Source organism: Streptomyces sp. NPDC033966 (genome assembly GCF_055575955.1).
In genome coordinates this window covers 175,324-196,648 of record NZ_JBVIRQ010000013.1, presented here as the reverse complement: position 1 = coordinate 196,648, position 21,325 = coordinate 175,324, and the positions used below count along the sequence as shown (strand labels likewise).

Here is a 21,325-nt window from a genome sequence, read left to right as displayed (position 1 = left end):
TCCGGGTCCGGCTACCGCACCGACCGAGTATGAGGAACACCGTGCCCCTGCCTTACAACCGCCGTCTGGCCGTCAGCGCCGCCCTGCTGGCCACGGTGGCCGCCGTGGTGCCCGCCACCGCCGCCCAGGCCGCGCCCGCCGCCTTCCCGCAGACCGCCGGGACGGCCGCCGCCGCCACCCTGCCGGATCCCGATCTGGAGGCCGTGGCCCAGGCGTTGCGCAACACGTCCGCCGCCGGGGCCCCCGGCGCGCTGGCCCGCATCGGCGACGGGAGGAACACCCTGGTCGAGAAGGTCGGGGTGCGCGACAAGGGCACGGGCCAGGCGATGGACCCGCAGGCCCGCTTCCGGATCGGCAGCGTCACCAAGACGTTCTCGGCGGTCGTGCTGCTCCAGCTCGTGGACGAGAAGAAGATCGAGCTGGACCAGCCGGTCAACCGCTACCTGCCCGGCCTGCTGCCCGACGACCGGATCACCGTGCGGCACCTGCTGAACCACCGCAGCGGGCTGGCGGACTACACGAACGCCATGTTCGACAAGACCGTTCCCGGCTTCGAGGCCGTACGGAACAAGGTGTTCGGCTACGACGAGCTGGTGAAGCTCTCCCTGGCCGAGCCGCGCACGACGGAGCCGGGCGTCGCGTACAAGTACTCGAACACCAACTTCGTGGTCGTCGGCATGCTCATCGAGAAGGCCACGGGCCGGCCGGTGGCCAAGGAGTACGAGCGCCGCATCATCAAGCCGCTGAAGCTGCGCAACACCTCGTACGTGCACCCCGACGCGAAGATCAAGGGACTGCACACGCACGGCTACCTCACCCCGGACGAGGCCGGCGCCCCGCTGGTCGACTCCACCGAGCAGACGGTGTCGTGGGCCCAGTCGGCCGGTGCGATGATCTCCAACCCGGCGGACCTCGGCACCTTCATGTCCGCGCTGGTGAGCGGGAAGCTGGTCGCGCCCGCCCTGCTGGACCAGATGCTGACCATGACGCCCACCGACGCGACCAACACCCGCTTCTACGGGCTGGGCCTGCGCCGCTACGACCTGTCCTGCGGTACGTCGGTCTACGGGCACACGGGCACCGTGCAGGGCTTCTACACCTACGCCTTCGCCACCCGCGACGGCTCCCGCACCCTCACCGCCATGGCGAACACCTCGAACCAGGGTGCGGCGAACACCGCCCTGGGCGGCACCCTCGAAGGGGCCTTCTGCGGCAAGAAGCCGGTGAAGGCGAGCGCCCGCGGCTTCGCGGCGGCCCCGGCCGACGTGGACCTGCCGGAGCGCAACGCCCGATGAGGGCGGGCCGCCGCGGACTCCGGCCCGCGGCGGCCGTCCGGCACCGGGCTGCCGCTGCGCCCCGGCCGCCGGCCGCCAGGAGACCGCGGCGGGGCTGCTGGAGGCCGCGGTGCGCCGCGAGCTCGCGCCCGCGGCGCTGGAGGAACCGGCCGCCGGCTGTTCCTGCGGCCGCTGGGACCTGCCCGCCATGCTGCGCGCGCTGAGGCCTCTCCGGGCCGGCGCCGGATGCGCGTGCCGCTCGCGTCAGAGGTTGATCCAGTAGCGGCGCTTGGGGCCGACCAGGGTCTCCCGTACGTCCTCCAGGACGCCGCCGCCCCGCTCGATGGTGCGGGTGGATGCCTCGTTGCCGGGGTCGCAGGTGAGCAGGACCCGGTCCATGCCGAGCAGCCGCGCCTCGTGCAGGGCCTCGCCCAGGGCCCAGGTGGCCAGGCCGCGCCCGCGCGCCGAGGGCCGGACGCTGTAGCCGATGTGGCCGCCCGCGTCGAGCAGGAAGGCGTTCAGGTAGTGCCGCAGGTCGATGGCGCCGAGGTAGGTGTCGCCCTCGGTGATCCACCAGTAGGTGGCGTGGACCCGGCCCTGCTCCACGGGTGCCGTGCGGTCGGCCTGGCGGCGCAGCTTGTCGGTCCAGTCGGCGAAACCCCGCGGGGTCGTGACGTCGTCGGCGGAGCCGAGCCCGGCCCCGTCCATGTGGGCGTCGGGTCCCCATTCCTCCTGCGCGCAGAGCCAGGAGGAATGCAGGCGGGGGGTGGGGGCGACCAGTTCGGGCATACCCCGGACCGTAACAGTCCGGTGATCCGGCTCCGCAATCCGGTTCGGATCACGCCCACCGGCTGATGCCGAAGCCCTCTCCCTCCCGGCGGACCTCCACGGCTCCCCCACCGCCGAAGTGGGCGGGCACCACCAGTTCCCGCAGCTCCGCGGCCCGGCCGAGGACCTGTCGGCGCGTGGCGGCGGCCTGCCGCGGGTCCGCGCAGAAGCAGCTGTTGCAGGAGGGGGCGAGGATCTGGACCGGGCTGTGGACGAGGTCGCCGACGAAGACGGCCCGGTCGGCGCCGGAGGCCAGCCGCAGCACCGACGAGCCGGGCGTGTGGCCCGGGGCGGCCTCCAGGGTGAGGTGCTCGTCGATGCGGTGGGACCCCTCCCAGAGCACGGCCTGACCGGCCCGGTGCACGGGCGCGACGCTGTCCTCGTAGATCAGCCGGTCGTCCTCCCGCACCCCCTTGGCGTACCCGCCGCGCGGGCCGAAGTGGTGGTCGTCGGCGGCCGGGATGAGGTAGCGGGCGTTGGGGAAGGCGGGTATCCACTCCCCGGCGGCATCGACGGTGTTCCAGCCGACGTGGTCGGCGTGCAGGTGCGTGTTGACGACGTAGTCGACGTCGCGGGGGTCCACGCCCGCCCGGGCCATGGCCCCGAGGAAGTCGCCCTCCCGCCGGTGGAACAGCGGGGCGCTCGGGCGCTCGCGCCCGTTGCCCACTCCGGTGTCCACCACGACGGTGGTGCCGCCGCTGCGCAGGACCCAGGTCTGCAGGGCCATCACCGCCCGGCCGTCCTCCGCCCCCATGTGGTCGGGGGCCAGCCAGTGCTCGTTGTCCTTCCACATCCGCTCCCCCGCCTCGGGGACCAGGTCCCGCACGGGGCCGAAGGGCCCCTGCCACTCGATCACCCGGATGACCTCGACGTCGCCGAGCACCATGCTGCTGCCGTTCGCGTTCTCCATGATCGTCACTGTACGAAGGACCCGGTGAGCGGCTCAATGCTCCGGACGCTCTTCGGAATACGCGAGCGGCTCACCTCCGGCCCTCTGGATAGGCTGGCGCGGTGGATGTGGTGAGCGACGCGATCTCGGCCGTACGGGTCGGCAGGCCCTCGTCCGACCGGATGCGGGTGGACGGCAGCTGGTGCGTGCGGTTCGCCCCGTACGACGGCGCCGGTTTCCACGTCGTCCTGGAGGGCGGCTGCTGGCTGCTGCCCGACGGCGGCCCGCCCGTGTCGCTGGGCGCGGGTGACACGGTGCTGCTCCCGCACGGTACGGGGCACGTGATCGCGGACGCCCCCGCCGATGCACGGGCCGTGGCGCGGGCGGTGCCGTTCGAATCGGTGAGGGCGGGATGGCAGCGGCCCGGGCCGCAGGGCGACGGCGCCGGCGCGGTGGAGATGCTGTGCGGCAAATACCGGCTCGACCGCAGCCGGGCGCATCCGCTGATGGCCGAGCTGCCGCCGGTGGTGCACCTGCCGAACCGGGTGGGCAGCCACCCCGAGCTGCGCTCCGCGATCGACCTGCTGGGCCGCGAGCTGGGCGGGCAGCGGCCGGGGGCCGGTGTCGCGGTGCCCAGCCTGCTCGACCTGCTCCTCGTCTACATGATCCGCTCCTGGCTGACCGCCGAGGGCACGGCGGGCAGCTGGCCGGCCGTGCTGGGGGACCCGGTGACGGCCGCCGCGCTGCGGGCGCTGCACGCCGACCCGGCGGCCCCGTGGACCAACGAGCGGCTGGCCGCCGCGGCGGGCGTGTCCCGCCCCACGCTGGCGCGGCGGTTCACGGCCCTGGTGGGGCGGCCGCCGATGACGTACCTCACCTGGTGGCGGCTGAACCTCGCCGCCGCCCACCTGCGCGACACCGAGGATCCGCTGGCCGCCGTGGCGCGCCGGGTCGGCTACGGCACGCCGTACGCCCTGTCGCACGCCTTCAGCCGAGCGTTCGGTACGACCCCGGGCCGGTACCGGGCCCGGGGGGCGGCCGGCGCGGAGCCCGCCGGCCAGGCCCGGGACCCCGGGGAAGACTGACCGGAATCCGCCCCTACACTTTGTCCTTCGTTTGCCCATGCCCTCCGAACCGCGCAGGAGCCCACGCATGCCCCACCTCATACGCCGCCCCGTCCGGGCGGCGGCCCTGGCCGCCGCCTCCTTGCTGGCGGTCCCCGCCCTGGCGGCCTGCGGCAGCGATGCGAAGGCTCCGGCGCAGGCGAAGCCCTCGGGACCGGCCACCGCCACGGCGCCCGCCCCGCTGCCCGCACTGCCCGCTTCCCTGACCGGGCAGAAGCCCGAGTGGCGGACCTGCCCGGCGCCGTCGGCGGCCCAGGGCGGCGGCAAGGCCCCGGGCGCGGCGTGGGACTGCGCGAGCATGAAGGCGCCGCTCGACTACGCCAAGCCGGCCGGCGAGACCATCGACGTGGCCCTGATCCGCAAGAAGGCCACCGACGCCGGCAAGCGGATCGGCTCCCTGGTCTACAACTTCGGCGGCCCCGGCGCCTCCGGCGTCCAGACGCTCCCGCAGGCGGCGGACGAGTACAAGAAGCTGGGCGCGGTCTACGACCTGGTCAGCTTCGACCCGCGCGGCGTGGGCAACAGCGCCCCGGTCCTCTGCCTGGACGACAAGACGCTCGACGAGGACCCCGGCTCCGGCAACACCCTCGACGACATCAAGAAGTTCACCGACGCCTGCAAGCAGAAGTCCGCGAAGCTGCTCCCGCACGTCGGCACGGCCGACACGGCCCGCGACATGGACCTGATGCGCCAGGTCCTCGGCGACCAGAAGCTGAACTACTTCGGCATCTCGTACGGCACGCAGCTGGGCGGCGTGTACGCCCACCTGTTCCCGAAGAACGTCGGCCGCACCGTGTTCGACGCCGTCGTCGACCCCACGGCGGACCAGGTCCAGGCCGGTCTCGGCCAGGCCAAGGGCTTCCAGCTGGCGCTGGAGCACGCCATGAAGTACTGCCGTGACAAGTACACCGCCAACTGTCCGACCGGGCCGAGCGACGCCGAGGGCAACAAGCGGATCAACGAGCTGCTGGAGAAGCTGAAGGCGAAGCCCGCGGCCACGGACAGCGGCCGCAAGCTGACCTCCGACCTCGCGCTCACCGGCATCGCCGCCAGCCTCTACGACAAGGAGGCCTGGGAGTACCTCGTCCAGGGCCTCGGCGAGCTGCGCCAGCTGGGCACGGGGAACCTCCTGCTGCTGCTCGCGGACTCCTACAGCGGGCGCGGCGAGGACGGGCACTACGACAACTCGAACGCCGCGCAGGCGGCGATCAACTGCGTCGACACCAGCCGCCGGTACACCGTCGAGGAGAAGACGGCGCAGGAGCCCGCCTACCGCACCGCCTCCCCGGTGTTCGGGCCGGAGATGGCGGAGGGCCTGCTCGGCTGCTCCCAGTGGCCGGTCCGCGGCACCTCCGACAAGCCGCAGGTCTCCGCCGAGGGCGCGGCCCCGATCGTGGTGATAGGCAACACGGGCGACCCGGCCACCCCCGTCGCGGGCGCGAAGCGCATGGCGGACTCGCTCGGCCGGGGCGTCGGCGTCAACCTCACCGTCAAGGGCGAGGGGCACGGCACCTACGGCAAGAACTCCTGCGCCACCAAGGCCGTCGACGCGTTCCTCATCGGCGGCACCGCTCCGGCGGACGGGACCCAGTGCTCGTGAGCGCCCATCTCCGCCCGTACCGACCTCTGTTCGGCTGCCGCCAGGCCGCCGCCTACACTTGTGCCGCCCGGCCCGCGGTGCCGGCTTCAGGGGAGTGAATCCTAAGTGAGCAGCACCAGCAGTGATGCGCCGATCTACGCCCAGCTCGTACGCGAGCGCGGCGACGTACCCGGTCAGGTCCGACGGGAGGCGGAGGAGATCCTTCGCCACCTGGCGCAGGTGATGGCCTGGCGTCCTTCGTCGGCCGGCCTGCCGAACTGGCGCCCCCACCAGTAGGAGGGGCGGCCCGGGGTACGCCGACAGCGCCCCGGGCCGGCCCCCTGTGGTGCCCGCCGCCACAGCACGGCCGCCGAGTGTGGCGGCGGCGCACATCGGCACGGGGTCGCGCACGTCCTTAACGTTCGGGGCATGACCAGCGAGATCAGCACCTCATCCGGTGGAACGGCGTCCGTCCTTGCGGGGCGCGTGGCCCTGGTGACCGGCGGCGGCAGCGGCATCGGGCGGGCCTGCGCGGTGGCGCTCGCCGGCGCGGGGGCCTTCGTGCACGTCGTGGACGTGGACGCGCGGGCCGCCGGGGCGGTGGCGGAGCTCGTCGGCGGGCGGGCCCATTCCGCCGACCTCGCCGACCCCGAGGCGATCGGCCGGCTGCCCGCCGAGGCCGACGTCCTCGTCAACAACGCCGGGCTCCAGCACGTGGCGGCCATCGAGGACTTCCCGCCCGAGCGGTTCGAGCTGATCCAGAGGGTCATGGTCACCGCCCCGTTCCTGCTGCTGCGGCGGACCCTGCCGTACATGTACGGGCGTGGCTGGGGACGCGTCGTCAACATCTCCAGCGTCCACGGGCTGCGCGCCAGCGCCTTCAAATCCGGGTACGTGGCCGCCAAGCACGCGCTGGAGGGGCTCAGCAAGGTCACCGCCCTGGAGGGCGCCCCGCACGGGGTGACGAGCAACTGCGTGAGCCCCGGCTACGTGCGCACCCCGCTGGTGGAGCGGCAGATCGCCGCCCAGGCCGAGGCGCACGGCATCCCCGCCTCCCGGGTGGTCTCCGAGGTGCTGCTGCGGGGTTCCGCGATCAAGCGGCTGATCGAGCCGGAGGAGGTCGCGGCGGTCGCCCTGTGGCTCTGCGGCCCGCACACGGGCCACGTCACCGGCACCTCGGTGCCCATGGACGGCGGCTGGACCGCCGCCTGACCCGGATGCCCGGGCCCGTACCCCCCTGAACGGGCGGGTACCGGGTGTCCGGCAGCTCTCGTTACGTTCTCCGCGTCAAGGACGTTCTGACGACAGGAGAGAGCAAGTGGTGCGAAAGTTGGGCAGGCTCGGCGGGCACGGCGCGGTGGCCGCCCTGATGGGTCTGCTGGTCCTGCTGCTGCCCACGTCGCCGGCGCGGGCGGCCGAGAACCCCGGCATCCGGTACACGACCAGTTTCCACGACGCGGCCATCTACGAGCTGAGGGCCGCGGTCAGCGGGAAGTGCCTCGACATCCGCGGCGGCGGGCGTCCCCGGGAGGGGACGATCATCCAGACCTTCGACTGCAAGGAGGCGCTGCACCAGCGCTTCCACTTCCAGCACGCGGGCAACGGCAACTTCACCATCGGCGCCTTCGGCGTCTACTGCCTGAGCACGCAGGGCGGCGGCACCGCGCCCGGCACGGCGATGGTCCTGGCCGCCGGCCGGGGCTGCTCCACCTTCACCTGGAGGCACCGGGACACGGACGCCAACCCGAACCGCTGGGAGATCGTCGAGGCGAGCACGGGGCAGTGCATCCGGGACACCGGCCGCCGCGCCCCCGTGGTCCTGGGCGCCTGCGGCAGCACCAGCACCCCCTGGCCCGAGGTCTGGGCCCCGCAGTACAAGCAGCAGTACGACTACGACCAGATCGGCTGAGCACGGGTCACCGCGAGTGGCACGGGAGGCGGCACGGCGGAGGGCCCGCCGTGCCGCGTTCCGCGTGCTACCGGCGGGCGGGTCCTTTCCTGAGGCCGTCCTTTCCGCTGCCTTAAGCGGAACCTAAGGTTCGCCGATGGCGCCCCGAAGCGAACGAATGTCCGTTTCCGGGCGGCTAGCGTGCTGCCGCGTACCCAACTCCCCGGTCATACGAAGGCAGGCACTCCATGGGCAGCAGCACGGGCGGGCACCGGCGCAGGGCGAGCGGCAGGGCGAAGGCCGCGGGGGCGGTCGTCGTGGCGGCGGTGCTGGGGGGCGCGGCCTTCGCGTTCACCGGTACGGCCCAGGCCACGTCCGTCGGGGCGGTGTACACCAAGTCCAGTTCCTGGAGCGGCGGTTACACGGCGCAGTACGTGATCACCAACGGCACCGGCCGGGAACTGGCCGGCTGGACGCTCCAGTTCGACCTGCCGGCGGGGGTGCGGATCGGCTCGCTGTGGAACGGGACCCACACCGTCGACGGGCAGCGCGTCACGGTAAAGCCCGCCTCCTGGAACGGGGTGCTGGCGCCGGGTGCGTCGGTCACCGTCGGGTTCGTGGCGAGCGGCGCGGGCGCGGGGACGCCGGGCGACCCCACCCACTGCCTGATCAACGCCGTGAAGTGCTCGGTGGACCAGGGCGCCACGCCGCTGCCGAGCGGCCGGCCGACGACGGCGCCGACGACGGCGCCGACCGCGACGCCCACCGCCGCGCCGACGGCCACCGCCACCGGCACCCCCACCGCCACCCCGGTGGTCCCGCCCTCCCCCGCGCCGACGCCCGCGCCGACCGGCGCCCCCGCCGGCGGCGCGCGGTTCGCCCCGTACGTGGACACCTCGCTGTACCCCGCGTACGACCTCCTCGACACCGCGGCCAGGACCGGCGTCAAGGAGTTCCACCTCGCCTTCGTCACCGCCGGCGGCGGCTGCTCACCGCTGTGGGGCGGGGTCGCACAGCTCGCGGACGACAAGGTCGCGGCGCAGATCGGCGCGCTGCGCAAGGCGGGCGGCGACGTGCGGGTGTCGTTCGGCGGCGCCGCCGGGCGCGAGCTGGCGCTGAACTGCGCCACCGTCGACGAGCTGGCCGCCGCGTACGGGAAGGTGGTCGACGCCTACCGGCTCACCAAGGTCGACTTCGACATCGAGGGCGCCGCCCTGCCGGACACCGCCGCCAACACCCGCCGCGCGCAGGCGATAGCCCGGCTGCAGAAGTCCCACCCGGGCCTCGACGTGGCGTTCACCCTGCCGGTGATGCCGGAGGGGCTGACCCAGCCGGGGGTGGCCCTGCTGGCGGACGCCGCGAAGAACGGCGTACGGATCGGCGCCGTGAACATCATGGCGATGGACTACGGGCCGGCGTACTCCGGGGACATGGGCCAGTACGCCGTCCAGGCGGCGACCGCGACGCAGGCCCAGCTCAAGGGCGTGCTCGGGCTCTCCGACGCGGCGGCCTGGAAGGCGGTGGCGGTCACCCCGATGATCGGGGTCAACGACGTGGCCGCCGAGGTCTTCGGCGTGGCGGACGCGACGGAGCTCGTGCGCTTCGCCCAGGCGAAGGGGATCGGGCGGCTGGCGATGTGGTCGTCGGCGCGCGACCGCCAGTGCGCGGCGGGCGCCCTGGGCCACGCGGACGCCACCTGCAGCTCCGTCCTCCAGGAGCCGCTGGCCTTCACGAAGGCGTTCGCGGCGTACCGCTAGGAAGCCGCCGGGGCTCCGCCGGAGTGCCGGTGGAGCCCCGGTGGAGTGCCGGGCCCAACCGGGCGGGACGTCAGCCGGCGCAGGACGGGCACAGCCCCCGGTAGGTGATCTCGGCCCCGGACACCGAGAAGCCGAAGCGCTCGTCCGCCGGGAGGTCGACGAGGGGGTTCCCGGCGGGGTGGACGTCCCGGATCATGCCGCAGCCGGAGCAGACGAGGTGGTGGTGCGGGTGGTGCGCGTTGGGGTCGTAGCGCTTCGCCCGGCCGTCGGTGGAGACCTCCGCCACCTCCCCGAGGGCGACCAGCTCGCCCAGGGCGTTGTATACGGTGGCGCGGGAGATCTCGGGGAGCCGGTCCACGGCACGGGCGTGCACCTCGTCGGCGGTGAGGTGCACGTGGTCGCCGTCCAGGACCTCCGCGACGACACGCCTCTGGGACGTCATCCGCCAGCCGCGCCTGCGCAGCCGTTCCAGCAGGTCGCTCATGTCGGCTCACCCTCTCAGGTTCGACGGGCCGCCCGGGGCCCCGACGGCGCTTCCTTGGAACGGCCGGGATCCGGGCTTGGTCTGCTTCTTGACTTGGACTCTGTCAATCGTAGGATCTGACGCGTTGATAGCCAAGGGTTGAGAAGACCGTTCCTGAACAGCGTGATCCGCCTGGTCCGGAAGGATTTGCATGTCTGAGAACCATGACGCAGTCGTCGCAGACGCCGAAGCACGGGGTGCGGGCGGCTGCCCGGTCGCGCACGAGCGCGCCCCCCATCCCACCCAGGGCGGCGGAAACCGCCAGTGGTGGCCCGAGCGCCTCAATCTGAAGATCCTCGCCAAGAACCCCGCCGTGGCCAACCCGCTCGGCGAGGGGTTCGACTACGCCGAGGCCTTCAGGACCCTCGACCTCCCGGCCGTGAAGCGGGACATCGAGGAGGTCCTGACCACCTCGCAGGACTGGTGGCCGGCCGACTTCGGCCACTACGGCCCGTTCATGATCCGGATGGCCTGGCACAGCGCCGGCACCTACCGGATCAGCGACGGCCGCGGCGGTGCCGGCGCCGGCCAGCAGCGCTTCGCGCCGCTGAACAGCTGGCCGGACAACGCCAACCTCGACAAGGCCCGCCGGCTGCTGTGGCCCGTGAAGAAGAAGTACGGCCAGAGCCTGTCGTGGGCCGACCTCCTCATCCTCGCGGGCAACGTCGCCCTCGAATCGATGGGCTTCGAGACCTTCGGCTTCGCCGGCGGCCGCGCCGACGTGTGGGAGCCCGACGAGGACGTCTACTGGGGTCCCGAGACCACCTGGCTGGACGACCAGCGCTACACCGGCGACCGCGAGCTCGAAGGCCCGCTCGGCGCCGTCCAGATGGGCCTGATCTACGTCAACCCCGAGGGCCCGAACGGCAACCCGGACCCGCTCGCCGCGGCCCGCGACATCCGCGAGACGTTCCGCCGGATGGCGATGAACGACGAGGAGACGGTCGCCCTGATAGCCGGCGGCCACACCTTCGGCAAGACCCACGGCGCGGGCCCGGCCGACCACGTCGGCAACGACCCCGAGGCCGCCCCGCTGGAGGCCCAGGGCCTCGGCTGGCAGAGCACGTACGGCTCCGGCAAGGGCGCCGACACCATCACCAGCGGCCTCGAGGTCACCTGGACCACGACGCCGACGCGGTGGAGCAACAACTTCTTCGAGAACCTCTTCGGCTTCGAGTACGAGCTGACCACCAGCCCGGCCGGCGCACAGCAGTGGGTCGCCAAGGACGGCGCGGGCGCCGGCACCATCCCGGACGCCCACGACCCGTCCAAGAGCCACGCGCCGACGATGCTGACGACGGACCTCTCGCTGCGCTTCGACCCGGCCTACGAGCAGATCTCCCGCCGGTTCCTGGAGAACCCCGACCAGTTCGCGGACGCCTTCGCCCGCGCCTGGTTCAAGCTGACCCACCGCGACCTGGGCCCCGTCGTGCGCTACCTCGGCCCCGAGGTCCCGTCCGAGACCCTGCTGTGGCAGGACCCGCTGCCGGCCCTCGACCACGAGGTGATCGACGCCGCGGACATCGCCTCCCTCAAGGAGCGGATCCTCGGCTCGGACCTGACGGTGTCCCAGCTGGTCTCCGTGGCGTGGTCGGCTGCCTCGTCCTTCCGCGGCAGCGACAAGCGCGGCGGCGCCAACGGCGCCCGCATCCGCCTGCAGCCGCAGGCCGGGTGGGAGGTCAACGAGCCCGACCAGCTCGCCGCGGTGCTGCGCGTCCTGGAAGGCGTCCGGGAGTCCTTCAACTCCGCCCAGACCGGCGGCAAGCGGGTCTCCCTCGCCGACCTGATCGTCCTGGCCGGCACCGCCGCCGTCGAGCAGGCCGCCAAGGACGCCGGGCACGAGGTCGAGGTGTCCTTCACCCCGGGCCGCGTGGACGCCTCCCAGGAGCAGACCGACGTCGAGTCCTTCGCGGCGCTGGAGCCCGCCGCCGACGGCTTCCGCAACTACCTCGGCAAGGGCAGCCGTCTGCCGGCCGAGTACCTGCTGGTCGACCGGGCGAACCTGCTGAACCTGTCGGCCCCCGAGCTGACCGTCCTGGTCGGCGGTCTGCGCGTGCTGGGCGCGAACCACCAGCAGTCCGAGCTGGGCGTGTTCACCGATGCCCCCGGCACGCTGACGAACGACTTCTTCGTCAACCTGCTCGACCTGGGCACCACGTGGCAGCCCGCCTCCGCGGACCAGAACACCTTCGAGGGCCGCGACGCCGCGACGGGCGCCCTGAAGTGGACCGGCACCCGCGCCGACCTCGTCTTCGGCTCGAACTCCGAGCTCCGGGCGGTGGCCGAGGTCTACGCGAGCGACGACGCGCGGCGCAAGTTCGTGGAGGACTTCGCCGCCGCGTGGAGCAAGGTCATGGACCTGGACCGGTTCGACCTGGTCTGAGCTCTCCGAGCGGTGTGACGGCGACGCCCCGGGCCGGCCGGCCCGGGGCGTCGTGCCGCCCGGGGCCTACCGCCCGGGGAAGCCCTCGCCCACGACGGCGGGGCCGAGGCCGGCCGGGGCGTGGGCCAGTACGAGGGCCAGCGCCTCCCGGGTGGTGCCGAAGTCTCCGACGCCGCTCCGGTGGCGGACCCGGAACCGCCCGTCGGCCAGCGGCTCGACGGAGGGCAGCCGCACCTCGTAGGGGATCGTGGTGGTCGAGCTGAACTTCAGGATCATGTGGCTGGTGTACGGGTACAGCCGCCCCAGCTCCGGGACGGCGCGGGCCGCCGCGACGAGCTCGACGATGCGGGGGTAGACCCTGCCGGGGCTGCGGACCACGGCGTACGCGGCCGACCACTCCCAGGACCGGGCCACGTGCTCCCACTTCGCCTCGACGGCGGCGGCCGGTCCGAGCCGGTGGGCCGCGGCCAGGTCGACGCGTCCGGGGAGCGGAGGGCAGTCCGGGTGGCCGCGCCCGATGGGCCGGAACTCGTCGGGGATCACCGCTGAAGTATGCCTCCGCGTCGGGTGACTTGCCAGAACTCATTCGATTTCCGACGGGGCGACGGGGCACACGTGTGAGAGCTGAGGGGAAGCGGGGCGGAGCCGCTGGAGGCGGACGACCCGCGGCTGATCGGGCGTACGGCACTGGCGGCATGGGGCGGGTGTACCTCGGGGTCCTGGACGGACGGTACGTCGCCGTCAAACAGCTCCTCGCCTCGGTCGTCGGCGAGGACGAGGACGTCCGGCGCCGCTTCGGGCACGAGCTCGACAACCTCGCCCGGCTCCCGGAGAAGGCCACCGCCCCGCTGCTCGACAGCGACCGCACCGCGAACCCCCCGTGGTTCGCCACGGCCTGCATACCCGGGCTCACCCTGCGCGAGGCCCTCGCCCTGAACGGCGGGCCACTGCCCGCGCGGGCGCTGTGGCTGCTGCTGCGGGAGGCCGCGTCTTCGTGGGCGACTGCGGCGAGGACCTCGCCCGGACCTGGCGCACGGGTTCGGGCGGCACCGTCCGCAACGACTGGAACGGCGGCTGCCTCGACCTGGGCATGAGCAGCGGCCTGGTCGCGAACTCCTGCAACGGCAACCCCTCGCAGCGCTGGTCGCCGCAGTAGCCGCAGCAGCCGCAGCAGCCGCAGCAGCTGCCGACGGCGTGTTGGCCATTCGAGGTCGGCTCAAGGCTCCCTCGTACGCCGGCCCGTGCCCGCGTACAGTCCGTGCTGCCCGACCTCTGCCGGACAGGAGAACAGCCTTGGCCACACACGCCGTTACCGGGCAGCCCGCCCAGGGAGGGGCTTCCGGAGGGGGTCTGCCGGTGCCCGAGCTCGACGCCGCCGACGTCGAGCGGTGGCGGGCCGGAGGGGGCGGGCTGATCGAGCTGCTGGGCCTGGCCCGCGAGCGGCTCGGCGGCCTCGCCGCGGTGCGGATCGGGCCGGAACCCACCGTGCTGGTGACCGGGCCGGAGGCCGTGCAGCACGTACTGGCCCGCAACCCCGACGGGTACGTCAAGCGCTCCCACCGGGCCCGCCTGCTGATCGGTGACGGGCTCCTGGCGGCGACGGGGGAGGCGTGGAAGCGGCAACGGAGGCTGCTCCAGTCGCAGTTCACCGGTACGGGCATGCGCCGCTACGAGCGGCGGATCGCCGCGGCGGCCCGCACCACGGCGGAGCGCTGGGCCGGGTACGCGCGCAGCGGGGAGGTCTTCGACGTCGGCGAGGAGATGCGCCGCTTCGCCCTGGACACCATCTGGCGCGCGCTCACCGGGCAGCCCCTGGACGACGCCACCGCGCGGGAACTCACCGCCGTGGCGGCCGTGGTGGCGGCGCTGCCGAGCCTGCCGGCCGACGAGGTCGAGGCCCGGGGGTCGGTGGCCGCCGACCTCGCCCGGATCGACGCGGTCGCCCGGCAGGCCGTGGCCGCCGCCCGGGACCGCGAGTCGGGCCCGGAGGGTCCGGGGCTGCTCCAGGTGCTGGTGGACGCCTCCGAGACGTACCCGGAGTACACGGACCGGTTGCTGCGCGACGAGCTCGTCACGCTGCTGGTCGCCGGGCACGAGACCACCGCCACCACCCTGACCTGGCTGTACCTGCTCCTCGACCGCCATCCCTCGGCACGCGAGGAGGCCCTCGCCGCCGGGCCGGAGGGCTCGCCTGAGCGCCGGGAGGCCGTGCAGGCGCTGGTCAGCGAGACGCTGCGGCTCTATCCGTCGGCCTGGATCCTGCCCCGGCACGCGGCCGTGGCCGACACCGTCGCCGGCCACGCCGTCCCGGCGGGGACGGACCTGCTGGTCTGCCCGTACCTCACGCACCGCGACCCGGAGCTGTGGCCGGACCCCGAGCGCTTCGACCCGGGGCGGTTCACCGCCCCGGGCGGCCGGCCCTCCCGGCAGGGGTCCTACCTGCCGTTCGGCATGGGCCCCCGGGCCTGCCTCGGCACGCAGTTCGCCCTGCGCGAGTCGACCGCCCTGCTGGAGCTGCTGCTGCCCCGCCACGTGCCGGTGTTCGACTCCGTCCCCACCGGGGCGGCGTACAGCATCACGGTCCGGCCGGACGGCCCCGCCCCGGCCCGCCTCGCCCCCGCACCCCAGGGGAGGCCCGTGTGACCCTGCCCGGGCGGGCGCCGGGACACGCCTGGCGCGACGAGCTGTACCGCGACCCGTACCCGCTGTACGCCCGGGCCCGCCGGACCGAGGGGCTGACGTACCTGCCCGCGTTCGACGCCTGGCTGGTGGCGCGCGACCGGGACGTGCGGGAGGTGCTGCTGCGCGCCGAGGACTTCTCCTCCGTGAACGCGCTGACCCCCGACGTCGCGCTCCCTGACGCCGTCCTCCGTGTCCTGGCGGGCGGGTTCGGGCCGCGGCCCACCGTCGTCTCCTCGGACGGCGCCGCCCACCGGCGGCACCGGGCCCCGCTGAACCGGGGGCTGAACTCCGCCCGGGTGGCGGCGCTGCTCCCCCACGCCCGCGACTGCGCGCGGGAGCTGGTGGACGGCCTGCCCGCGTACGGGCCGGCCGAGCTGGTGGGGGCGTACGCCCGGCAGCTGCCGGGGCAGGTGATCGGGCGGCTGATCGGGCTGGACCCGGCGGACGTGCCGGCCGCCGTGCACGGCGGCTACCGGGCGGAGGAGCTGCTGTTCCGGCCGCTGTCGCCGCAGCAGCAGGTGGCCGCCGCCGAGGACGTGGTGGCGCTGCAGCGCCTGCTGGACGGATACGTGTGCGCCCGGCGCGAGCGGCCCCGGGACGACCTCTGCTCGGCGATGGTGGCGGCCCTGGCCCCGGGGACCGGGGAGCTGACCGCCGAGCAGCGCCACGAGCTGGTGGCGAACCTGCAGAACCTGCTGATCGCCGGCTTCCTCACCACCAGCGCCCTCATCGCCACCGCCCTGATGCACCTGCTCTCCGACCGGCGGCAGTGGCGGATGCTCCGCGACGACCCGTCCCTGGTCCCGGCGGCGGTGGAGGAGGCCGCGCGCCACGACGCGGCCGTGCAGGCCTTCCGGCGCCGGACCACCCGTCCGGTGACGCTGGCCGGGACCAGGCTGCCGGCCGGGGCGACCGTGCTGGTGGCGTACGGGTCGGCCAACCGCGACGGGCGGCGCCACGAGCGCGCCGACGCGTTCGACATCGGCCGCGGGGCCTCCGCCCGGCCCCACCTGGCCTTCGGGTACGGGCCCCACGGCTGCCCCGGCTCCCGGCTGGCCCGCGAGCAACTGCACCTGACCCTCGACCTGTTCGTCCGCCGCCTGCCGGGGCTGCGGCTGGAGGGGGAGCGGCCGCCGCGCATGCGTCCCACCCTGATCCACCGGTCGCCGGAGGAACTGTACGTGTCCTGGTGAGACCCTGGTAGCAGGAGGCTCCGGGAGGTCAGGAGGCACGCCATGTCACACGCCGAGGAATGGAAGGTCGGCGTCTACCTCATCGAGGAGGACGGTACGACCAAGGCCCGGGCGGTGCTGGAGACCGGGAAGGACACACTGGTCGGGCGGGGCCGGGCGCGGTGCAATCCGCAGGACGTGGAGGTCCCCGCGATCGGTGACGAGCTGGCGGCGAGCCGGGCGATGCGCGACCTGGCCGGCCAGCTGAGCCGGGCCGCCGACAAGGACCTGGCCGCGCTGGGCGCCGTACCGCAGGCGCCGCGCACCGGGTACGGCTGGCCGGACGACTCGGGCGGCGGTCGGTAGGCGGTCGGCGGGGAGGCGGCCGGCCGGGGGGTGTGGGACCGGGAGGTGTGCGGCGGGCCGTGCCGGGCAGGCGCCCGGCATGGTCTTCCGTCATCCGTCGGAGAAGAGCAAGGACGGCGGGCGGGCCGGCCGCTTCGAGCGGCTGGCCGAGCTCGCCTCGAATTTCACCAGTTCCGCCGTCTTCTCCGTCCTGTGCGTGGCCCTGGTGGCCGGTTTCCTCGTCGTGCACGTGCTGGGACTTTCCACGGACTGGCAGCACCTGGTGGGCGACTCGATCGGCGCGGTGTCCCTGCTGCTGCTGGCCCTGCTGAAGAACGCCGAACGGCGCGCCGAGCACGCCATCCAGCGCAAGCTCGACGCGATCGCCGCGGCGCTCCTGAAGGAACAGGAGGGCAAGGAGAGCGAGGCGCACGAGGACCTGGAGTCGGCGATCCGGATGGAAGAGCGCCTCTGACCGTGTCTTTCGGCCTCACATCTGGACGGCGACGGCGACCAGGAGCGCGGCCATGCCCACCGCCAGCCAGGCCAGGTAGTCGCCGAGCAGCCCCGAATGCAGCCGGCGCAGCGGCAGCAGCAGCGCGGCCGCGGCCCTGCGCGGGGTCCCGCCGGGGCCGCGTACGGCGGTGGCGGCGATCAGGAGGGCGAGGGCCACGGAGGCCAGGCCGAGCCCGATGCCGGCCGGGGTCCAGGCCGTGGCGACGGACTCCCCCGCCGCCGCGTCCGCCCGGCCGGTGCCGCCCGCGGCGGCGGCGTATCCGGCCGGGTCCGTGAAGAGCCGCGCCCCGTGGCCCAGGCTCTCCGCGACGGCCGGAACGACGCCGACGAGCAGGCCGAGGAGCAGCAGGACGGCCGGTACGGCCACCATGGGCGGGTGCGGGGAGCGCCGGGCGGTTCGGACCTCGGGTTCCTCCCCCTCCCCCGTGGTCTCGGCGTCGCGCGGGCCCGGGCGCGGTGGCGGGCCCGCGCCGAGGAAGATCCGGGCGGCGGCCCGCAGCAGGGTGGCGCCCGTGACGGCCGAGGTGACGAGGAAGACCGGGGTCAGCGCATGGCCCGCCGCCTCCTCGCCGAGGGCCTTGCCGAGGCCCGCGCCGAAGGGCGGCAGGCCGGCCAGGGCGAGGGCTCCGAGGACGAAGAGCACGCCGAGGACGCGGTGGCCGCGCGCCTTTCCGTGGAGGCCGTGCTCGTCGACCGAGCCGTACTGGTCGAGGAGCACCCCGCTCAGCGCGAACAGCGCCGCCTTCGCGCAGCCGTGCCCGGCGACGTACACGGCCGTGGCGGCGGTGCCGGCCGGAGTGAGCAGGGCGACGCCGATGAGGAACAGTCCGACGTGGCTGACGGTGGAGAAGGCCAGCATCCGCTTGAGGTGCCGCTGTGGCCAGCACATCAGCGCGCCCAGCAGGGCGGTGGCCACCCCGACGGTGACGAGGGTGGTGCGGAAGGCGCCGTGCGGGATGCCGCCGGGGCCGGCGAACACGGTCCAGTAGACGCGCGCGGCCCCGTACACGCCCAGCTCCACCATCACCCCGGACATCAGCATGCACACCGGGGTCGGCGCCACGGCGTGCGCGTCGGGCAGCCAGAAGTGGAAGGGGGCGGCGGCGGCCTTCACCAGGAAGGCGGTGGTCACGAGGACGAAGGCGACGACGGTGAGGGCGTCGGCCCGTTCGCCCGCGAGCCGTTCGCCGAGCCGGGCGAGGTTCAGCTCGCCGGTGCGGGCGTACAGCAGGGCGATGCCCAGGAGGCAGCCGTAGGCGGCGAAGGAGGTGACGATGCCGAAGGTGAGGGCGCCCTGGAGCGGGCGGGGGTCCTCGATGCGGTAGCCGGTGAGGGCGTAGGCGGCCACGCTCATCAGCTCGAAGAAGACGAAGGCGTTGAACAGGTCGGCGGTGAGGGCGAAGCCGGTCATGCCGGCTTCGAAGAGCAGGATCAGCGCGGGGAAGGTCCCGGCCCGGTCCCCGGAGGGCTCGTCGAAGTAGCGCCAGGAGTACACGATGACGGCCAGGACGAGCACGGCGGCGAGCAGCGCCAGGCCGGCGCCGAGGGGGTCGGCCGTCAGGACGATCCCGACGGGCGCGGGGACCCCGCCGACCCGGACGCCCGCCCGGTGCCCGGTGTGCGGCCAGAGCAGCACGAGGACACCGAGGCAGGCGGCGGCGGTCGTGGTGGCGAGCAGGTCGCAGCCGAGCCTGGGCAGCCGGCGGCCCGCCACGGCCAGCAGGGCGGCGCCTGCCAGCGGGACGGCGACGGCGAGCGGGAGGAGGGTCTGGGCCGCCGGCACGCGGTCAGCCCCGGAGCGCGGTGAGCGCCTGCGGGTCGACGGTGCCGTGGCGTTTGCGCAGTTGGATGGTGAGGGCGAGCAGCAGGGCGGTGACGGTGGCGCCGACGACGATGTCGGTGAGGGTCAGGGCCTGGACGACGGGGTCGACGACGGGCCTGCTGCCGGGCCGGAGGTCTCCGAAGACGGGAGCGGTGGCGCCGCGCCGGTATCCGACGCCGAGCAGCATCAGGTAGGTGGAGGACTGGGCGACGGCGAGGCAGCCGACGGCGTGGATGAGGTTGCGGCTGGTGACCAGGCCGTACAGGGCGGTCAGGAGCACCCATCCGGCGGCCAGGAACGGCAGGACGCCCATCAGCGCGCTTCCTCCTGCGGGTCGGGGGCGGGCGGGCGGCGGGGCCGTCCGTCGCCCGGTTCGGTGATCTCGACGGCCTGGTCGAGGAAGTGGGCGAGCAGCACGATCAGCCCGGAGCCGACCTCGATGCCCACGGCGAGGTTGAGGAGCGGGACCGTCCCGCCCGAGGTGAGCGTGTTGAACGTGCCGAGCGGGAGCACGTTCTCCAGGAAGGCCCCGCCCGCCGCGAGGCCGGCCAGGCCCAGCACGGTGAAGGACAGCGCGGCGAGGGCGTCCGCGGCGTCGAGGGCGGCGAGCGGACGGACCCGTTCGAGGACCCGGTAGTCGGCCGCGAGGTAGGCCAGGTGGAGGGCGGTGGCCAGGACCACTCCGCCCTGGAAGCCGCCGCCGGGGGTGAGCTGCCCGTGTGCCACCACGTACACGCCGGTGACCAGGGCGACGGGCAGCAGGACGGCGCCGAAGAGCCGGGTGGTGGGCAGGGCGCGTTCGGTGCGGGGCGGTTCGCGGTGTTCGTCACGGGCCAGGCGCAGCAGCAGGGTGGAGCCGAGGACGGTGACGAAGAGGATCGACTGCTCACCGAGGGTGTCGAGGGCCCGCAGGTCGAAGTTCACTGCGGAGACCGTGTTGGCCGTGCGGTGGGCGAGGGCGGCGGCGACGGCGCGGTCCCCGTAGGGGTGGCGGTCGGTGCCGAAGGCGGGCAGGTCCCGGCAGGCGGCGGCGAAGAACGCGGCGAGGACGGCGCCGGCGCCGCCGAGGAGGGCGCCCCGGGCGCGCGCCTTCACGGCCGGTCCTCCCGTTCGCTCCGCCCGGCGGGCGGGCGGCGGACCTTGCGGGCCGTGAGCAGGATCAGCAGCGGGGTGAGCGCCGTGCCGACGGCGAGTTGGGACAGCGCCACGTCCGGGGCCTGGAGCACGAGGAACAGCAGGGTCAGCGCGAGGCCCAGGACGGCGAGCGCCACGGCCTGCCGTACGGGCTCGCGGCAGAACACGGCGAGGGTGGCGGCGGCGACGACGAGGAGCAGGGCGGTGGTGGTCAGGGCGTCATCCATGCCGGGCCGGGCCTCCTTGGTGCTGCCGGGCGTGCTCCTCGTCCTCGCCCGCGGTGGCCCTGGCGACGGCGATGGTGGTCACCGTGGATCCGGCGGAGAGGAGCAGGCCGATGAGGAGGGTTTTGCCGGCGGCACGTCCGATGCCCTGCTCCAGGGCCACGGCGCAGGCGATCAGCGGTGTGCCGAGGCCGGCCGCCGGGGCCAGGGCGTGCAGCCGGGCCAGGCCCCCGGGCAGGAACGCCAGGGCCGCCGCGGACACGAGGAAGCAGCCCGCTCCGGCCCAGAGCAGGACGTGGGCCGCGAGGTGCGCGGTCTCCGCCCCGGACATCTCAGCCGTCCCCGTCGGAGGGACCGGATCCGGCGATCCGGGTGAAGACCAGCACCCCGGCCGGGGAGAGCACCGCGAACACGAGGGCGAGGTCCTGGTACGAGGAGCGGCCGTAGGCCATGGGCAGCAGCAGGAGGAGCGCCCCGGTGGCCGTGCCCGCCAGGCACAGCCCGGCCAGGCGGCGCACCGCGCTGCCCCGGGCCGCCGCCCACAGGCAGGCCGGCCAGACGGCGGCGAGCAGCACCAGGGCGGCCGCCGACCAGGTGGCGGCCGGTACGGGGCTCACCGCGCGCCCCCTCGGCGGTCCAGCGCCCGCTCCGGCCCGCCGGGGGTGGCGGCGAACGTGTGCACGACGGCGCTCGGGCGTCCCTCGGGGAGGTCGACGACGCAGGTGTCGGCGGACCAGCCCAGCAGGACCCCGGCCCATCCCGGGTCGGCTCCCTCGCGCAGCCGCACGGTGCGGATCCGGCCTCTGCGGGCCCCGGGCCGGGCGGCCGGGAGCCGGACGAGGGTGACGAGGCCCCTGAGGGCGCCGAGCGGCAGCGCCAGGACCGCGCGCGCGGCTCCGGCGGCGCCGCTGATCCGTACGCCTGCCGCCCGGCGCAGCCGGCCCGCCCCCCAGCCGGCCCCGGCCGCACCGACGGCCGCCACCAGCACTTCCACGGGGTCCAGGGTGGTGATCGCGAGCAGTGCGACGCCCGTGAGCGCCGCCCACCAGAGGAGGAATTCGACCGCCCTGCTCTTCACCCGCCGCTCCCTTCCCCGGTCCGCAGGGACAGGTTCGCGGCATCCGGGCGCCGCGCGCGGCGGTGCGGCGGCCGACTCGGGCGATGCCACCCGCCCGGCGCAACGGG

At 74.4% G+C, this 21,325-nt stretch carries 23 protein-coding genes and 1 pseudogene; 13 read left to right on the top strand and 11 right to left on the bottom strand.

Going from position 1 to position 21,325, the window contains the following annotated elements; all coding sequences use genetic code 11:
• The first annotated feature begins 41 nt into the window (after positions 1 to 41).
• Entirely contained in the window at positions 42 to 1,295 is a 1,254-nt protein-coding gene (locus ACZ518_RS31280) for a serine hydrolase domain-containing protein (RefSeq protein WP_469116394.1), read from the top strand.
• Positions 1,296 to 1,538: 243 nt separating this feature from the next.
• Here the strand turns inward: ACZ518_RS31280 and ACZ518_RS31275 are convergent, their stop codons facing one another.
• Positions 1,539 to 2,063, bottom strand: a complete 525-nt coding sequence (locus ACZ518_RS31275) for a GNAT family N-acetyltransferase (RefSeq protein ID WP_469116393.1) — start codon at positions 2,061 to 2,063, stop codon at positions 1,539 to 1,541.
• A gap of 49 nt (positions 2,064 to 2,112) precedes the next feature.
• Positions 2,113 to 3,012: an MBL fold metallo-hydrolase gene (locus ACZ518_RS31270; RefSeq protein ID WP_469116392.1), complete on the bottom strand. Its 900-nt coding sequence runs from the start codon at positions 3,010 to 3,012 to the stop codon at positions 2,113 to 2,115.
• 101 nt (positions 3,013 to 3,113) lie between these two features.
• Between ACZ518_RS31270 and ACZ518_RS31265 the strand changes: the two genes are divergently transcribed.
• The 6 genes from ACZ518_RS31265 (at position 3,114) to ACZ518_RS31240 (ending at position 9,339) form a co-directional block, all read left to right on the top strand.
• Positions 3,114 to 4,076, top strand: a complete 963-nt coding sequence (locus tag ACZ518_RS31265) for an AraC family transcriptional regulator (RefSeq protein WP_469116391.1) — start codon at positions 3,114 to 3,116, stop codon at positions 4,074 to 4,076.
• A 67-nt stretch (positions 4,077 to 4,143) separates the two neighbouring features.
• Positions 4,144 to 5,715, top strand: coding sequence for an alpha/beta hydrolase (locus tag ACZ518_RS31260; protein ID WP_469116390.1), 1,572 nt, complete (start codon positions 4,144 to 4,146; stop codon positions 5,713 to 5,715).
• Positions 5,716 to 5,820: 105 nt separating this feature from the next.
• Positions 5,821 to 5,991, top strand: a complete 171-nt coding sequence (locus ACZ518_RS31255; protein WP_007262051.1) for a hypothetical protein — start codon at positions 5,821 to 5,823, stop codon at positions 5,989 to 5,991.
• Between the two features lie 132 nt (positions 5,992 to 6,123).
• The gene (locus tag ACZ518_RS31250; protein ID WP_469116389.1) at positions 6,124 to 6,906 is read left to right on the top strand and encodes a 3-hydroxybutyrate dehydrogenase; all 783 of its coding nucleotides are present in this window, start codon (positions 6,124 to 6,126) and stop codon (positions 6,904 to 6,906) included.
• A 106-nt stretch (positions 6,907 to 7,012) separates the two neighbouring features.
• Positions 7,013 to 7,603 carry an RICIN domain-containing protein gene (locus ACZ518_RS31245; protein ID WP_469116388.1) on the top strand — a complete coding sequence of 197 codons (591 nt, stop codon included), beginning with the start codon at positions 7,013 to 7,015 and terminating at the stop codon, positions 7,601 to 7,603.
• A gap of 227 nt (positions 7,604 to 7,830) precedes the next feature.
• A complete protein-coding gene (locus ACZ518_RS31240) occupies positions 7,831 to 9,339 on the top strand; it encodes a glycoside hydrolase family 18 protein (protein ID WP_469116387.1) in 1,509 nt (502 codons plus the stop codon).
• A gap of 70 nt (positions 9,340 to 9,409) precedes the next feature.
• Here ACZ518_RS31240 and ACZ518_RS31235 read toward each other — a convergent pair whose 3' ends face one another.
• Entirely contained in the window at positions 9,410 to 9,823 is a 414-nt protein-coding gene (locus ACZ518_RS31235) for a Fur family transcriptional regulator (protein ID WP_469116386.1), read from the bottom strand.
• 190 nt (positions 9,824 to 10,013) lie between these two features.
• On the opposite strand from ACZ518_RS31235, the gene katG reads away from it, so the two are divergent.
• Positions 10,014 to 12,245 carry a catalase/peroxidase HPI gene (gene katG / locus ACZ518_RS31230; RefSeq protein WP_469116385.1) on the top strand — a complete coding sequence of 744 codons (2,232 nt, stop codon included), beginning with the start codon at positions 10,014 to 10,016 and terminating at the stop codon, positions 12,243 to 12,245.
• A gap of 66 nt (positions 12,246 to 12,311) precedes the next feature.
• On the opposite strand, the gene ACZ518_RS31225 is transcribed toward katG, so the two are convergent.
• Positions 12,312 to 12,788, bottom strand: a complete 477-nt coding sequence (locus ACZ518_RS31225; RefSeq protein WP_469116384.1) for a DUF6193 family natural product biosynthesis protein — start codon at positions 12,786 to 12,788, stop codon at positions 12,312 to 12,314.
• A 105-nt stretch (positions 12,789 to 12,893) separates the two neighbouring features.
• Here ACZ518_RS31225 and ACZ518_RS31220 point away from each other — a divergent pair.
• From ACZ518_RS31220 to ACZ518_RS31200, 5 genes and pseudogenes are all read left to right on the top strand, one after another.
• Positions 12,894 to 13,246, top strand: a pseudogene (locus ACZ518_RS31220) (protein kinase family protein); the annotation flags it as partial.
• Between the two features lie 355 nt (positions 13,247 to 13,601).
• Entirely contained in the window at positions 13,602 to 14,888 is a 1,287-nt protein-coding gene (locus tag ACZ518_RS31215; RefSeq protein WP_469116383.1) for a cytochrome P450, read from the top strand.
• A complete protein-coding gene (locus ACZ518_RS31210) occupies positions 14,885 to 16,120 on the top strand; it encodes a cytochrome P450 (protein ID WP_469116382.1) in 1,236 nt (411 codons plus the stop codon). The genes ACZ518_RS31215 and ACZ518_RS31210 overlap by 4 nt, the downstream gene beginning before the upstream one ends.
• 42 nt (positions 16,121 to 16,162) lie before the next feature.
• Positions 16,163 to 16,465, top strand: coding sequence for a DUF1876 domain-containing protein (locus tag ACZ518_RS31205; protein ID WP_362464027.1), 303 nt, complete (start codon positions 16,163 to 16,165; stop codon positions 16,463 to 16,465).
• A 79-nt stretch (positions 16,466 to 16,544) separates the two neighbouring features.
• Positions 16,545 to 16,919 (top strand): low affinity iron permease family protein, encoded by a 375-nt coding sequence (locus ACZ518_RS31200; RefSeq protein ID WP_469116381.1) that lies wholly within the window; start codon positions 16,545 to 16,547, stop codon positions 16,917 to 16,919.
• A gap of 15 nt (positions 16,920 to 16,934) precedes the next feature.
• Here ACZ518_RS31200 and ACZ518_RS31195 read toward each other — a convergent pair whose 3' ends face one another.
• Genes ACZ518_RS31195 through ACZ518_RS31165 form a run of 7 tightly spaced genes read right to left on the bottom strand, consistent with a single transcriptional unit; the run spans position 16,935 to position 21,218 of the window.
• Positions 16,935 to 18,743, bottom strand: a complete 1,809-nt coding sequence (locus ACZ518_RS31195; protein WP_469116380.1) for a complex I subunit 5 family protein — start codon at positions 18,741 to 18,743, stop codon at positions 16,935 to 16,937.
• A gap of 4 nt (positions 18,744 to 18,747) precedes the next feature.
• A complete protein-coding gene (locus ACZ518_RS31190; protein WP_469116379.1) occupies positions 18,748 to 19,095 on the bottom strand; it encodes a sodium:proton antiporter in 348 nt (115 codons plus the stop codon).
• Complete coding sequence (locus ACZ518_RS31185) at positions 19,095 to 19,877, bottom strand: MnhB domain-containing protein (protein WP_469116378.1); 783 nt, start codon at positions 19,875 to 19,877, stop codon at positions 19,095 to 19,097. Before ACZ518_RS31185 ends, ACZ518_RS31190 begins: the two co-directional genes overlap by 1 nt.
• A complete protein-coding gene (locus ACZ518_RS31180; RefSeq protein ID WP_469116377.1) occupies positions 19,874 to 20,143 on the bottom strand; it encodes a Na(+)/H(+) antiporter subunit B in 270 nt (89 codons plus the stop codon). The genes ACZ518_RS31185 and ACZ518_RS31180 overlap by 4 nt, the downstream gene beginning before the upstream one ends.
• A complete protein-coding gene (locus tag ACZ518_RS31175) occupies positions 20,136 to 20,471 on the bottom strand; it encodes a cation:proton antiporter (RefSeq protein ID WP_469116376.1) in 336 nt (111 codons plus the stop codon). The genes ACZ518_RS31180 and ACZ518_RS31175 overlap by 8 nt, the downstream gene beginning before the upstream one ends.
• A 1-nt stretch (position 20,472) precedes the next feature.
• The gene (locus tag ACZ518_RS31170) at positions 20,473 to 20,757 is read right to left on the bottom strand and encodes a monovalent cation/H+ antiporter complex subunit F (protein WP_469116375.1); all 285 of its coding nucleotides are present in this window, start codon (positions 20,755 to 20,757) and stop codon (positions 20,473 to 20,475) included.
• Entirely contained in the window at positions 20,754 to 21,218 is a 465-nt protein-coding gene (locus ACZ518_RS31165; protein WP_469116374.1) for a hypothetical protein, read from the bottom strand. Before ACZ518_RS31165 ends, ACZ518_RS31170 begins: the two co-directional genes overlap by 4 nt.
• Positions 21,219 to 21,325 lie beyond the last annotated feature (107 nt).

What these genes read in the sequence shown, in the direction of transcription:
- ACZ518_RS31275 (WP_469116393.1), bottom strand. Translation starts at nt 2,063, where the DNA reads ATGCCCGAACTGGTCGCCCCCACCCCCCGCCTGCATTCCTCCTGGCTC.
- ACZ518_RS31270 (WP_469116392.1), bottom strand. Translation starts at nt 3,012, where the DNA reads ATGGAGAACGCGAACGGCAGCAGCATGGTGCTCGGCGACGTCGAGGTC.
- ACZ518_RS31260 (WP_469116390.1), top strand. Translation starts at nt 4,144, where the DNA reads ATGCCCCACCTCATACGCCGCCCCGTCCGGGCGGCGGCCCTGGCCGCC.
- ACZ518_RS31250 (WP_469116389.1), top strand. Translation starts at nt 6,124, where the DNA reads ATGACCAGCGAGATCAGCACCTCATCCGGTGGAACGGCGTCCGTCCTT.
- ACZ518_RS31240 (WP_469116387.1), top strand. Translation starts at nt 7,831, where the DNA reads ATGGGCAGCAGCACGGGCGGGCACCGGCGCAGGGCGAGCGGCAGGGCG.
- ACZ518_RS31235 (WP_469116386.1), bottom strand. Translation starts at nt 9,823, where the DNA reads ATGAGCGACCTGCTGGAACGGCTGCGCAGGCGCGGCTGGCGGATGACG.
- katG (WP_469116385.1), top strand. Translation starts at nt 10,014, where the DNA reads ATGTCTGAGAACCATGACGCAGTCGTCGCAGACGCCGAAGCACGGGGT.
- ACZ518_RS31205 (WP_362464027.1), top strand. Translation starts at nt 16,163, where the DNA reads ATGTCACACGCCGAGGAATGGAAGGTCGGCGTCTACCTCATCGAGGAG.
- ACZ518_RS31200 (WP_469116381.1), top strand. Translation starts at nt 16,545, where the DNA reads ATGGTCTTCCGTCATCCGTCGGAGAAGAGCAAGGACGGCGGGCGGGCC.
- ACZ518_RS31190 (WP_469116379.1), bottom strand. Translation starts at nt 19,095, where the DNA reads ATGGGCGTCCTGCCGTTCCTGGCCGCCGGATGGGTGCTCCTGACCGCC.
- ACZ518_RS31180 (WP_469116377.1), bottom strand. Translation starts at nt 20,143, where the DNA reads ATGGATGACGCCCTGACCACCACCGCCCTGCTCCTCGTCGTCGCCGCC.
- ACZ518_RS31175 (WP_469116376.1), bottom strand. Translation starts at nt 20,471, where the DNA reads ATGTCCGGGGCGGAGACCGCGCACCTCGCGGCCCACGTCCTGCTCTGG.